This is a genomic window from Poseidonibacter lekithochrous, assembly GCF_018861145.1.
GTDB lineage: Bacteria > Campylobacterota > Campylobacteria > Campylobacterales > Arcobacteraceae > Poseidonibacter > Poseidonibacter lekithochrous_A.
Genome location: NZ_JAHKQT010000001.1, coordinates 1 through 12,535, shown reverse-complemented (window position 1 = coordinate 12,535; position 12,535 = coordinate 1). Strand labels below are relative to the sequence as shown.

Annotated in this window: 14 protein-coding genes and 1 riboswitch; of the genes, 6 read left to right on the top strand and 8 right to left on the bottom strand. The window is 28.4% G+C overall.

Annotation, left to right across the window (positions count from 1 at the left end; genetic code table 11):
- Nucleotides 1-5: 5 nt before the first annotated feature.
- Nucleotides 6-977, bottom strand: coding sequence for a tripartite tricarboxylate transporter substrate binding protein (locus KO488_RS00070; RefSeq protein ID WP_216056734.1), 972 nt, complete (start codon nucleotides 975-977; stop codon nucleotides 6-8).
- A gap of 263 nt (nucleotides 978-1,240) precedes the next feature.
- The gene (locus KO488_RS00065) at nucleotides 1,241-1,459 is read right to left on the bottom strand and encodes a cold-shock protein (RefSeq protein ID WP_152190828.1); all 219 of its coding nucleotides are present in this window, start codon (nucleotides 1,457-1,459) and stop codon (nucleotides 1,241-1,243) included.
- 551 nt (nucleotides 1,460-2,010) lie between these two features.
- On the opposite strand from KO488_RS00065, the gene KO488_RS00060 reads away from it, so the two are divergent.
- A complete protein-coding gene (locus tag KO488_RS00060) occupies nucleotides 2,011-2,688 on the top strand; it encodes a winged helix-turn-helix domain-containing protein (RefSeq protein WP_216056733.1) in 678 nt (225 codons plus the stop codon).
- A gap of 4 nt (nucleotides 2,689-2,692) precedes the next feature.
- On the opposite strand, the gene KO488_RS00055 is transcribed toward KO488_RS00060, so the two are convergent.
- The 3 genes from KO488_RS00055 to KO488_RS00045 are packed head-to-tail and all read right to left on the bottom strand — an operon-like array spanning nucleotide 2,693 to nucleotide 4,807.
- Nucleotides 2,693-4,168: an AarF/UbiB family protein gene (locus KO488_RS00055; RefSeq protein WP_216056852.1), complete on the bottom strand. Its 1,476-nt coding sequence runs from the start codon at nucleotides 4,166-4,168 to the stop codon at nucleotides 2,693-2,695.
- 56 nt (nucleotides 4,169-4,224) lie between these two features.
- Complete coding sequence (locus tag KO488_RS00050) at nucleotides 4,225-4,488, bottom strand: hypothetical protein (RefSeq protein WP_216056732.1); 264 nt, start codon at nucleotides 4,486-4,488, stop codon at nucleotides 4,225-4,227.
- A gap of 34 nt (nucleotides 4,489-4,522) precedes the next feature.
- Nucleotides 4,523-4,807, bottom strand: coding sequence for a TIGR03643 family protein (locus KO488_RS00045; protein WP_216056731.1), 285 nt, complete (start codon nucleotides 4,805-4,807; stop codon nucleotides 4,523-4,525).
- A gap of 268 nt (nucleotides 4,808-5,075) precedes the next feature.
- Nucleotides 5,076-5,188, top strand: a riboswitch (TPP riboswitch).
- Nucleotides 5,189-5,291: 103 nt separating this feature from the next.
- Between KO488_RS00045 and thiC the strand changes: the two genes are divergently transcribed.
- Genes thiC through KO488_RS00020 form a run of 5 tightly spaced genes read left to right on the top strand, consistent with a single transcriptional unit; the run spans nucleotide 5,292 to nucleotide 9,853 of the window.
- Entirely contained in the window at nucleotides 5,292-7,181 is a 1,890-nt protein-coding gene (gene thiC, locus KO488_RS00040) for a phosphomethylpyrimidine synthase ThiC (protein ID WP_216056730.1), read from the top strand.
- A gap of 7 nt (nucleotides 7,182-7,188) precedes the next feature.
- On the top strand, nucleotides 7,189-8,217 hold the full coding sequence (locus tag KO488_RS00035; RefSeq protein ID WP_216056729.1) for an FAD-dependent oxidoreductase: 1,029 nt from the start codon (nucleotides 7,189-7,191) through the stop codon (nucleotides 8,215-8,217).
- Nucleotides 8,214-8,417 (top strand): sulfur carrier protein ThiS, encoded by a 204-nt coding sequence (gene thiS, locus KO488_RS00030; protein WP_216056728.1) that lies wholly within the window; start codon nucleotides 8,214-8,216, stop codon nucleotides 8,415-8,417. Before KO488_RS00035 ends, thiS begins: the two co-directional genes overlap by 4 nt.
- 4 nt (nucleotides 8,418-8,421) lie before the next feature.
- A complete protein-coding gene (locus KO488_RS00025) occupies nucleotides 8,422-9,222 on the top strand; it encodes a thiazole synthase (protein ID WP_216056727.1) in 801 nt (266 codons plus the stop codon).
- Nucleotide 9,223: 1 nt separating this feature from the next.
- Nucleotides 9,224-9,853 carry a thiamine phosphate synthase gene (locus KO488_RS00020; RefSeq protein ID WP_216056726.1) on the top strand — a complete coding sequence of 210 codons (630 nt, stop codon included), beginning with the start codon at nucleotides 9,224-9,226 and terminating at the stop codon, nucleotides 9,851-9,853.
- A 40-nt stretch (nucleotides 9,854-9,893) separates the two neighbouring features.
- On the opposite strand, the gene KO488_RS00015 is transcribed toward KO488_RS00020, so the two are convergent.
- From KO488_RS00015 to KO488_RS00005, 3 genes are all read right to left on the bottom strand, one after another.
- On the bottom strand, nucleotides 9,894-11,273 hold the full coding sequence (locus KO488_RS00015; protein WP_216056725.1) for a sensor histidine kinase: 1,380 nt from the start codon (nucleotides 11,271-11,273) through the stop codon (nucleotides 9,894-9,896).
- Nucleotides 11,273-12,100: a phosphate/phosphite/phosphonate ABC transporter substrate-binding protein gene (phnD, locus tag KO488_RS00010; RefSeq protein ID WP_216056724.1), complete on the bottom strand. Its 828-nt coding sequence runs from the start codon at nucleotides 12,098-12,100 to the stop codon at nucleotides 11,273-11,275. Before phnD ends, KO488_RS00015 begins: the two co-directional genes overlap by 1 nt.
- 114 nt (nucleotides 12,101-12,214) lie before the next feature.
- Nucleotides 12,215-12,535 (bottom strand): DUF2391 family protein (locus KO488_RS00005; RefSeq protein WP_216056723.1); only part of this gene is annotated, 321 nt, incomplete at its 5' end.

Sequence of the window (12,535 nt, the reverse complement as noted above, 5' to 3'; positions counted from 1 at the left end):
TTATCCTATAGGAATCCCATCTCTTTCATTAAAGAACTAATAACGGATTCTTGTTTCTCTAAAAATGATTTAAATTCATCTCTTGGTTGATATAAGTTTGCCCAACCATTTCTTTTTCTAACAATTTCCCATTCAGGTGTATCATACATTTTCCCAAGAACATCGGCAAAAGCTTGAGTTTTTTCTTCAGAAAGGTTTGGAGCTCCAAAAAATCCTCTCCAGTTTGCGAAAAATGCATCAGCACCCATGCTTTTAAAACTTGGAATTCCATCAATATCTTCATTAGAAGTTACACCAATGATTTTAAGCTCACCCTTTTTATGTTTTTCTAATACTTCACCAAGTCCAGTTGAAAGAACATCTACTTCGCCTGTTAATAATCCAGCTAGTGCTTTTCCTCCTGCATCATAAGGTACATATCTTACACTTGTAGGGTTTCCACCAGCAGCTTTAAATATTTGAGCAGCAACTAAATGATCCATTGAACCTCTTGAACTTCCACCAGCAATTTTTACTTTCCTTGGACTTTTTTCAAAAGCAGCTTTTACATCAGCCCAAGTTTGATATTTTGAATCTTTTTTTACAACTAATACCCCATAATCTGCAACAACAGAAGATACCAATGTTAAATCTCTAAAAGATTGTGGGAATACACCTTGCAGTGATCTAATTACAATAGGAGTTGAATTTACCATTAAAGTATTTTGTTGTTTTTTTGCAGTTTCAATAATATAAGCAATAGCTTTACCTCCGCCACCACCTGACATATTTTCAAAAGAAGTTTCTTGTACTAAGTTAGATTTTTTTAAAGCCTCACCAACACCTCTAGCTGTTCCATCCCAACCACCACCAGCACCACCAGGGATTAAAAAGTGAACTTTATCAACACTTGAAGCTATTGAAGATGTAGCTAAACTTGCTACTAAACATCCTGCAAAGGTAAGATTTTTGTAAACTTTTGTCATTGAATTTTTCATAATTGTCCTTTTGATTTTTATTATGTGAACAGTCTAAAGGAAAAAAATGTAAGAAAAATAAAATAAAATAAAATTTCTGATATTTAGTAGGTATATGTTTAGTTTTAGAAAATAATGGATTAAGTTAGTTTTTTTAATTGTAAGTTAATAATTATAATTATCTATATTTTGAATAAAGAAAAGTTTTAAGTAGGGATAAGTGTGGGTAGTTAGATATTAAAATAAAAAAAGGATAGTATAAATACTATCCTTTAAATGAAAAATTACAGTCCTGTAACGTTTTCTGCTTGAGGACCTTTTTCACCTTCAGCAACTTCAAAAGTAACTTTTTGATTTTCTTCTAAAGAAACTCTTCCGTAACCTGAGTTGTTGATTTGTCTATAGTGTACAAATAAATCTTTACCACCATCGTCTGGTTGAATAAATCCAAAACCTTTTTCACTGTTGAACCATTTTACTGTTCCGTTTACTAAATCTGCCATTGCAATTCCTTTTGTGTTTAATATGCTAAATAATCTAAGATCAAATCAAAAATGCATATCAACTCTGTCAAAATTATGTCAGTGAAACTGTCAAATATGGCAAAATTATATAAATTTAAAGATGTATACTTCTAGATTAAAAACTTGAACCGATATTCTATCTCAACTTACCTTTAATTAAACCTTAAAATTACAAAAACTGTAAATAATTTACGAAATTTTGTCTAAAAAAGATGAATCTGATATAAAATACAATAAAAAACAATGGTTTTTTTTTGGATATTAATTTTTTATATATTTAAAAATGAAGTTAATTCACTCTTTAAATGAAATTTAGACAATAATTACAATTTTTAAAACTTAATTTTGTAGTAAAACTGCTCATATCTATCTTTTTTTTCATATAGAATACTTTTTCTTTAAATCCATCTTCAAAAATATACTGTATATTTAATATAATAATATTATAATAGTGTTGTATTAGTATTATTTTTATCAAAATGTAACGTTATTATGTTAATATATTGATATATTTTTTTGAGGAGTTTGATTTGTCTAAAACTAATAATGAAATAATGTTTTTAAAATATAAAAGTATATTAGTCCTTGATGGCACTAATAAAAAGTTATTGAAGCTAAATAAGCTGTTAGAAGATAAAGTAAAAGAAATAAAATTTAATAATGATATTATAAAAATAGAAGAATTAGTTTTATATGATTTGATAATTGTAGATTTAGATTATTTAAACTTTGATGATATAAATATCATTTATAATAATTCTGGAATAAATATTCCTATCATATGTATAACTTCAAGTTTAAATGAAAATGTTTTTAAAGTAACAAAAAATAGTTCTGTTAAGAATGTTCTAATTGATGAAGTACAATTAGAACAAATTGATTTATATATTACATTAGCTCTAAATGAAAGAAAAAAAATTGAACTAAAAAATCATCACACATATAATTTAGAAAGTGCTAAATTGTTTTATAAGTTACAGGAAATAAAGTTAACAAAATACGAATCTGATTTATTAAAAATTTTAATATTAAATAAAAATACTATTCTTACTTATGAAGAAATAGAGTCAAAAGTTTGGGGTGCGAAAAAATGTTCTATATATAGTATGCGAAATATTGTAAATAAAATTAGAGATAAAAGTTTTCAATCTATTATAAAAAATGTTTCTAAAACTGGATATGTTTTTGATAATAGTGAGTTTTATTAAAATATTATTTATAAAATACTCTTGCTGTTCCTAATAAGAATAAAGTAATAGCATAGTTATCATATCCATTATCTAAAGATAGAAGAAAAAATGAACCTAGTATTAATGCAAAACCACCAAGTTTAGGATTTATATGACTTTTTAGCTCTTTTAATATGTATTCTAATTGACCTTTTGAAAGCTCAACTTCTAAGTTTCCTTTACTCGCTTTTGTAATAAGAGATTTTAAATCTCTTACTACAAAAGGTAAATCTTTTACTTCATCAACTAATGTTTCCATAATACTCTCTTTTGCTCCCAATGCTTTTGGAATATTAGTTTGCAAAATTGGTAAAATATCTTTTACTCCATTGAAGTTTTCAATATATGTAGTACCTAGTCCTTCAATAATTGCACTAACTCTTAAAATATAAATAGCATCACTTGGAAGTTTAAATGGAAAATCTCTTGTGGTTTCTAGTATCTCAAAAGCTAATTTTTGCATTGATTCACTATCAAGATTATTATTTGAAAATATCTCAAACATTTTTGCAGTAAATTCAGCTAATTCACTAACTGGTGCTTCATAACTAATAGTTCCTAGACGTTTATTAGCATCAATATAAGCTTCATAGTTTTGTTCATTTGCTGCTTTTATAAGCTCAATTATTGCAACTCTTGTTTCATTATGAACAGTTTTAACCATACCAAAATCTAAAAATACTATTTTTGAATCTTTTGTAATTAAAATATTTCCAGGATGTGGATCTGCATGAAAATATCCATTTATAAGCATTTGTGTTGTGTAAAACTCCACTAGTTTTGATATAACTACTTTTGCATTAATATTGTTTTTATAGATATTTTCTTTATCATCAAATCTAAAACCTTCTTCATAACTCATAACAATTGCATCATTTGAGCAAAACTGTTCATATGGATTTGGGAAGATTATTCCACTATCTTTGTATGTGTTTAAAAACTTTTTAAGATTTCCTAATTCTGTATTAAAGTTCACCTCTTCTAAAATCATCTTAGAAAATTCACTTATAACTGCATCAATAGAGTTTTTTGTATAAAAAGAAAAAAGTGGTCTAAATATTGAATTAAAAAGATTTATTATTTTTATATCAGCACTTACTTGCTCTTTGATTTGATATCTTTTTAGTTTTACTGCAACTTTTGTATCATCATCTAAAAAAGCTATATGAACTTGACCAATAGAAGCTGATGCAATAGGAGTAGTATCAAAAGATTTAAATACATCTTTGGGAAAACTATTTTTATATACTATATCAAAATGCTCTTTTGACATATGAGGAATTTGGTCATGAAGTTCTTTTAATTCATCAAGATATTCTTGTGAAAAAAAATCAGCTCTTGTTGCTAAAACTTGTGCGAGTTTTATAAAACTAGCTCCTAAAGTTGTAATAGTACTTTTTAATTTTTTGGGTTTTAATGGTTTAAAAAAAAGAAATTTATCATTTTTTTTGATAACCATAAATAGAGTAAGTAAAAAAGTAAATACTTTATAAACTCTAAGAGGAGAATAAAGTCTCACTTTAACTCTTGTTTTAACTTTTCAAGGTCGTCTTTAGTAGCAAGGCCTAAGTCATCAATAATCTCTTTTAACATAGATTTTAATTTCTCTTTATTTTTTTGCTCTTCTTCTTTACCTTTTTTTTCAATTGATTCTAAAAAACTTTTAACATCATTAGTTTTGATTTTTCCTGATTCTTCCATTTTTTCTACTTCTTCTTCAACTTTTTCTTTTAAAAGTAATCCTGCGCCTATTCCTGTATGTAATAATTCTTTTAGCATTTTTCATCCTTTAATTATAAATTGGTTTGTTTTTTTACCATGGACCTTGAAATTTTCTTGGTTTATGGTCACATTTTTGACTATGTTTTGTAACTCTTCCATGTACTCTTTTTCGCCATCTATCGTAAGCTTTTTTTGAGATAAGTTTTCGCATTTTGTTTTTTACTTGATTTTCTCTTAGACCGTATTGTAAATAAATTATGTCAAAGGGCATTCTATCTTGCCATGCCATTTCTATAAGTCTATTTTCATCTAACTCTTCAAAGGCTAAATCTCTTTTTTTTACAGCCTTTGGCTTAAGTTCTTTTTTATAGTTCATTTTATTTTATTAAAAAATTTTGTAGATTTTCTTTTTTCCAATACTATATGTGGCATATTATTCTCCATATTTTAAACTATTGTTATTTTATGTGAATTATCTATTTTTTTGTAGCTTTTTTATGACAGTTTATAGACTTAATATCCTAAAATAGCAGATTCTCATTTAATATTTTCATGTATCAAATAGTAACAATTTTTTTGTCTATATACTTTTATTCTCATCCAAGTTAAGATTGTTTTTATTTTATCTACACTATATTTCGTTTATCAACCTCTCGGGGCGCTATATTGAAATATATAGCTGAGATAGCAAATATTTGCTTGTCCCGTTGAACTTGAACTGGTTAATACCAGCGTAAGGAAGAGACTGTATTTATAATATTTAAGTAGATTGCTGTGATACTTTTTTGTATTAGAGTTATCTACTTAATACTTCTATCTACATTTCTCTCTTTTCGTATATTTTTTATGAAAGAGATAACATGACAAAATCATACAAAGACACATTAACAACATCAAATGAGATATTAACAAGAGAACCTTTTCCTGCATCTACTAAAGTATATGTAGAAGGAAAAATCCACGAAGATATAAAAGTACCTGTAAGAGAGATATTACTTTCTAATGAAACAAAACTAAGAGTTTATGATACTTCTGGTCCATATACAGATTCTACTGTAGACATAGATGTAGGTAAAGGAATTCCTACTATTCGTAAAAAATGGATTGAAAAACGTAATGATGTTGAGCCTTATAAAGGTCGTATTATGGCACCTCAGGATAATGGTTATACTACTGATGAACAACTTGATTATGTAACGGCAGGTGCAACAGGACTTGTTCGAACACCACTTAAGGCTAAAAAAGGTAAAAATGTATCTCAAATGTGGTATGCAAGACAAGGTATTATCACTCCTGAGATGGAATTTATTGCAATAAGAGAAAACCAAGATGCGGCTATGAATGCTGAATATTTACAAGATGAAGAAAGAGAGTCAAGACTTAAAGGTCAAAGTTTTGGTGCAAATTTACCAAAACAAATAACTGCTGAATTTGTTAGAAAAGAAGTAGCTGAAGGTCGAGCTGTAATTCCTTGTAATATTAACCATCCTGAAGTTGAACCTATGATTATAGGACGAAACTTTTTAGTTAAAGTTAATGCAAACATTGGTAATTCTGCTGTTACTTCAAGTATAGAAGAAGAAGTTGAAAAAATGGTATGGTCTACAAGATGGGGTGCTGATACTGTAATGGATCTTTCAACTGGAAAGAATATTCATACAACAAGAGATTGGATACTTCGTAACTCTCCTGTTCCAATTGGAACAGTACCAATTTATCAAGCACTTGAAAAAGTAAATGGTATTGCAGAGAATCTTACGTGGGAAGTATTTAGAGATACTTTAATTGAACAAGCTGAACAAGGTGTAGATTACTTTACAATTCATGCAGGACTTCTTTTACATCATGTTCCAATGACAGCAAAACGTGTAACAGGAATTGTAAGTCGTGGTGGAGCTATTATGGCTAAGTGGATGATTCATCATCATAAAGAAAATTTTTTAAATACTCACTTTGAAGATATTTGTGAAATTATGAAAACTTATGATGTAACATTTTCTCTAGGTGATGGTTTACGTCCAGGTTCAGGAGCAGATGCAAATGATGAAGCACAATTTGGTGAGTTAGAAGAACTTGGAAGATTGACTAAAATTGCTTGGAAACATGATGTTCAGACTCTTATAGAAGGTCCAGGACATGTACCAATGCATATGATAAAAGAAAATATGGATAAACAACTTGAAGTTTGTGATGGAGCACCATTTTACACACTAGGACCCCTAACTACTGATATTGCTCCTGGATATGATCACTTTACATCAGGTATTGGAGCTGCGATGATAGGTTGGTACGGATGTGCAATGCTTTGTTATGTAACACCAAAAGAGCATTTAGGTTTACCAAATAGAGATGATGTAAAAGAAGGTCTTATTACTTATAAGATTGCAGCACATGCAGCTGATATTGCCAAAGGTCATCCAGGTGCAAGAGCTAGAGATGATGCTATGTCTCTAGCTAGATTTGAGTTTAGATGGGTTGATCAATTTAATATAGGTCTTGATCCTGAACGTGCAAGAGAATATCATGATGAAACACTTCCTGCAGAAGCTTCTAAAGTAGCACATTTTTGTTCTATGTGTGGACCAAAATTTTGTTCTATGAAAATATCAGCTGAGGTACGTGATTATGCACATACTCTTGGTAAAGATGTAAAGTTTGCTAAACAAAAAGGTATGGATGAAATGTCTAAAAAGTTTAAAGAGATGGGCTCTGAAGTTTACGTAGAAGCAAATAAAATTATAGCAGAGTAAAAGGTCTGTGAATATTGGAATTGCTGGTGTTGGATTAGTTGGAAGAGTATTAGCATTAAATCTTTTAAAGCAAGGACATTCTCTTACTCTTTTTGACTCGGATACAGCTTATGGTGAAGAAGCAGCAGGCAATACAGCAGCAGGAATGCTTGCTGTATTTGCTGAGTTAGAAAGTGCTGAATCTAGTATCTTTGATAATGGTAAACGTTCTATTATTTTGTGGCCAGATTTATTAGAACAAGTAAAAATACCTGATGCTTATGAGCAAAAAGGTAGCATTATTACAGCGCACCCTCAAGACTATAGTGAACTAGAACATTTTATAGAAACTCTAAAATCTAAGGTAAAAGAATCTTCAAAAATACAATTACTTGACAAAGTAGGTATTACAAAGTTAGAACCTGACTTAGCACAACATAGTAAAGCTTTTTTTATTCCTCAAGAAGGTCAAGTAGATGCTCAAAGATTTATGAAAGCTTCAAGTGATTATTTATTAGCACATAATTGTGTAACTTGGAATGAAGAGAGTAAAGTAAGTGAAGTTTCTTCTGGTTTAATATATGTTAATGATAAGAAGAATCATTTTGATTGGGTATTTGATGCAAGAGGTTTAGGTGCAAAAGAACAGTTAAAAGGTTTGCGTGGAGTTAGAGGAGAAGTTCTTTGGTTAGATGCTCCTGAAGTAAATATTACTAGACCTACACGTATTCTTCATCCCAGGTATAAAATATATATTGTTCCTAGAAAAAATAATAGATATGTAATAGGTGCTACAGAAATAGAAAGTGAAGATAAATCTCCTATGTCCGTTCGTTCTTCTTTGGAACTTTTATCTGCTGTATATAGTGTTCACTCAGGTTTTGGTGAAGCTAGAATTGTAAAAATGTTGACAAATTGCCGTCCTGCATTAAAAGATAACTTACCAAATATTGAACAAAAAGATAAACTCACAAGAATTAATGGTCTTTACAGACATGGATATTTATTAGCTCCTGCAATTGTAGAACAAGCATTAAAAGAAGGAATAAACAAATGATAGAAGTTATAGTAAATGGAGAAAAAAGAACAGTAAGTTATCAAATGAATGTTAATAATTTAATTGAGGAACTTAAATATACGCAAAAATGGTTTGCATTTGCGTTAAATGGTACTTTTGTAGCACTTGATTCTTATGAAAGCACTATTATTAAAAATAATGACAAAGTAGAAATACTTGCACCTGTACAAGGTGGTTAATAAAATGAATAATGAGTTATGGGAAATAGGTGGAAAAACACTTCAAAGTAGACTTCTAATAGGCTCTGCACTTTATCCAAGTCCTTCTAAAATGGAAGATGCTATTAAGATTTCAGGTGCACAAATAGTAACTGTATCTTTAAGAAGACAAGCAGCAGGTGAGGGTGAAAATGCTGCTTCACAATTTTGGGATATTATAAAGGATTTAAATATTCATGTTTTACCAAATACAGCAGGTTCACATAGTGCAAAAGAAGCAATTACTACAGCACAAATGGCAAGAGAGGTTTTTGGAACAAATTGGGTAAAACTTGAAGTTATTGGTGACCAATACAACTTGCAACCAGATCCTTTTGAAACAGTTAAAGCTGCTGAAGTACTTATAAAAGAAGGTTTTGAAGTTTTTCCTTATACAACAGATGATTTAGTTGTTGCAAAGCGTTTAGCAGATGTTGGTTGTAAAATTATTATGCCTTGGGGTTCACAAATTGGTTCAGGAAAGGGATTAATGAATCCCGATAATTTACTTGCTATACGTAAACAATTCCCTTCTTTGCAGTTAATTATAGATGCAGGTATTGGAAAGCCTTCTCATGCAACAAAAGCTATGGAGCTTGGATATGATGGAGTACTTTTAAACTCTGCAATTGCCTTAGCTGCTGACCCTATAAAAATGGCAAATGCTTTTAGATTAGCAATTGAAGCAGGACGTTTAGGATATGAGGCAGGAGTAATGCAAAAAAGAGATTTTGCCTCTGCTTCAACTCCTACAATTGGTACGCCATTTTGGCATCAGGTGGATTAATATGAAATTTCCAAAATGTGATGAAACGCCTTTAGGTATCTATCCTATCGTTGACCGTGCTTACAAATTAAAACCTCTTTATGAAGTAGGTATTACTACAGCACAATTAAGAACTAAAGATGCTTTTAAAGGAAAAGAGCTTGAAGATGAAATTATTGAAGCAATTAAAATCTCTGAAGCTTACAATGCACGGTTTTTTCTAAATGATTTTTGGGAATTAGGTATAAAACATAAGGTATATGGTATTCATCTTGGACAAGAAGATATCCAAGAAGCAGATGTTCAAGCTATACTTAATGCAGGAATTCGTTTAGGAATTAGCACTCACACACCAAAAGAGATTGATATTGCATTAGAATTTGAGCCTTCTTATTTAGCTATTGGACCTATTTATGTACCTATTTCTAAAAAATTAGTTTATGATACAATTGGCACACAAGATTTAATATCTTGGTCCTTGAATGTGGATTATCCTATAGTTGCTATTGGTGGCATCACTATTGAAAATATAGCTGATGTAGCTAAAACAAAAGCAGTATCTGGAATTGCAATGATTTCAGATATTCTTGAAAATAAAGAAGTCTCAAAAAAGAGAACTTTAGCACTAATAGATATTTTTAATAAGTATTAACTTAAAATAAGTAGATGTACTTTAATTAAAAAGGGTACATCTATAAATTTATTTCTATAGTAAATTTTGCCCCTATATAATTAACATCTTCATATATAAAATTTTCATTAGAGACTGTGATATTTCCCTTTAAATGATTTATTACAATATCATGACTCATATATAAACCAATACCTGTACCTTTAGCTTGGTGTTTAGTTGTAAAATAAGGTTCAAATACTTTATCTATAACATCATCTTTAATTCCACCTGCATTATCAAGCACTTCTATACATAAAATATCATCTTTTTTGTATGTTTTTATAAAAATCAATTTATTCTCTGCCTCTTTGTCAAGAAGAGCATCTTTTGAATTATTTAAGATATTTATTAAAACTTGAATAAGTTCATTTTCAATAGATTTTAATGTAATATTATTTATATTTTTTATTATTTTAATATTTTTAGCTGCAAACTGTGAATTTACTATATTTAGCACTTTTTTAATAGTTTTAGAAATTTCGATTTCTCTTATTTTTATATTATTAGGATTAAAAAAACCTCTGAAATCTTCAATTGTTTGAGATAAATATTGTGCAGAGTTATTTATTGAATCCATTGCTCTATAAAAGTCTTTATCTTCTAACATTTCCATTTCTTTTTGTAATTTTGAACCAGTTGCTGCACTTGAAATCACGCTTAAAGGTTGTCTCCATTGATGTGCAATATTACCTAACATCTCGCCTAATGAAGCCATTTTAGATTGTTCGGAAAGAAGTTTCGTTTTACTTCTATTTTCTTGGATTTCTTTATCTAGTTGTTTTGTCATTTCATTTATATTATTTGCTAAGTCTTTAAACTCATCATTTGTATTTATTTCTATATGTTTATGTAAATTATTTAGTTTTATTTGTTTCGTGCTTTTTGAAATAAAATTTATTTTATTAATAAGTAGGTATTTTATTATTAGAATTAATATAAAAATTAATAAACAAGTGATAAGTGAAGATATAAATATCATATATTCAACTCTTTTATCTATAAGTTTAGAATCTTCTAAATTTGAAACAGTAATAACAACTTTTGCTAAAACTACATCATCAATTACTACATTTGATTTAAACGAACTTTTTTCATCTTTACTCATTTCTTCTTTAAATGCTTGAGATACAACTTTATCATTCATTGATACTTGTATTGATATTATGTTTTTGTATGCTTGTGAAATGTTTTCAACAATAGTATCAATAGCAGCATAATCGCTTAATAATACTGAATCTAAAATAGAAATAGAAATTATATTAACTATTGTTTTACCTTGTCTGTTTTGTAGTGTTTCTAGAAATTTTTTTTCATCTTTGATTATAAAAAATCCAAAAAATATTAATAAAGATATTACGGTTATTAAAACCGTAGCTGTGATTTTAAAAGTTAATTTCATTAGAATTTAGAGGAATTTTCTATACTTTTTTTAATAATAGTATAGTCCTCATCTCTTGATTCAATAAAAGCAGTTTTTTTAATAGATTTTAATACTTTTTCATCTTTTAAATCTAATAAAGATTTTTTTAATGTATTGTAAATCTTATCGTCCAGTCCAGATCTTACTAACCATGGTTTCGTAATATTTTGAAAGCTTGAAATAGCTTTTAATCCTCTACTTTTATATTTATTATAAGAACTTTCTTTTACAACTCCTGCATCATAATTCCCAAAAGCAACTGCAAGTGCAACCTTGTCATGTCTATTTAAATAGTCAAAGGCTTTTAAATCTTTTGATGTTATATTTGCTTTTAATAGTTCATTTTGAGCTAGATATCTTCCTATTGTTGAGTGTTTATCTCCAAAAGCAAAACTTTTATTTTTTAAGTCTTTTAAAGATTTTATAGGGGAGTCTTTTTTTACAATAAATATTCCATTAAATACTTCTTTTCCTTTTTGCTCTTCTTTTACAAGAAGTTTTATATCAGAATTCTTTTGCTTTGCTAGAATATAACTTGCAGGTCCAAAACGAGCAAAATCGTAGTCTCCTCTTACTATACCTTCTAGTGCACTCTCATAAGATGGATATATTTTAATAGAAATTTTTAATTCAAGACCTTGCTTTTTAGCATCTTTTTCTAGATATTGTATAATTGGTTTAAATTGTTTGTACATAACAGAAGCTTTATCTGAAGTATAAATACCAAACTTTAAATCGCTTGCATAAGTATTTTGTATAAGAAATAATAGTAAGAAAATCAAAGCTATATTTTTATTTATTTTCATAGTTTCCCTTTATTGAGTTCTTATAAAAATTATTTATTCTAAAAGTATATCATATTTCTATATTAAAACAAAGACCTTTATATCTATTTTTAATATTTCGAATTATTATAAAAGTCACTCTTTATCAAAGCCATCTACAATAATTGCTCCCATTGAAGCTGGCATTGAGATAATGATTATTCGTTTAATAGCTAAAATAGTATCCTCAATAATTGGCAATTTATTAATAGCAAGAAGTATTAAAGATACAACAAGAAAGGCTATAAAGTAAGCTATAAAAACTCTAAATACAAAAGCTATTTTTTTATATTTTATATCTGCTTGAAAAATACTTTGATAAGTATAAAAACTCAAAAATATTATTGATAAAGAAAGTAATAAAAATAGATTAAATAAAGGCAATGTTTCACTTAATCTCCAGGCTTCTTCTGAAAA

Coding starts and splice junctions, on each gene's coding strand:
- KO488_RS00070 (WP_216056734.1), bottom strand. CDS start 977: ATGAAAAATTCAATGACAAAAGTTTACAAAAATCTTACCTTTGCAGGA.
- KO488_RS00045 (WP_216056731.1), bottom strand. CDS start 4,807: ATGAACTATAAAAAAGAACTTAAGCCAAAGGCTGTAAAAAAAAGAGAT.
- KO488_RS00020 (WP_216056726.1), top strand. CDS start 9,224: ATGAAATTTCCAAAATGTGATGAAACGCCTTTAGGTATCTATCCTATC.
- thiC (WP_216056730.1), top strand. CDS start 5,292: ATGACAAAATCATACAAAGACACATTAACAACATCAAATGAGATATTA.
- KO488_RS00055 (WP_216056852.1), bottom strand. CDS start 4,168: ATGGTTATCAAAAAAAATGATAAATTTCTTTTTTTTAAACCATTAAAA.
- KO488_RS00025 (WP_216056727.1), top strand. CDS start 8,422: ATGAATAATGAGTTATGGGAAATAGGTGGAAAAACACTTCAAAGTAGA.
- phnD (WP_216056724.1), bottom strand. CDS start 12,100: ATGAAAATAAATAAAAATATAGCTTTGATTTTCTTACTATTATTTCTT.
- KO488_RS00065 (WP_152190828.1), bottom strand. CDS start 1,459: ATGGCAGATTTAGTAAACGGAACAGTAAAATGGTTCAACAGTGAAAAA.
- KO488_RS00015 (WP_216056725.1), bottom strand. CDS start 11,273: ATGAAATTAACTTTTAAAATCACAGCTACGGTTTTAATAACCGTAATA.
- KO488_RS00050 (WP_216056732.1), bottom strand. CDS start 4,488: ATGCTAAAAGAATTATTACATACAGGAATAGGCGCAGGATTACTTTTA.
- thiS (WP_216056728.1), top strand. CDS start 8,214: ATGATAGAAGTTATAGTAAATGGAGAAAAAAGAACAGTAAGTTATCAA.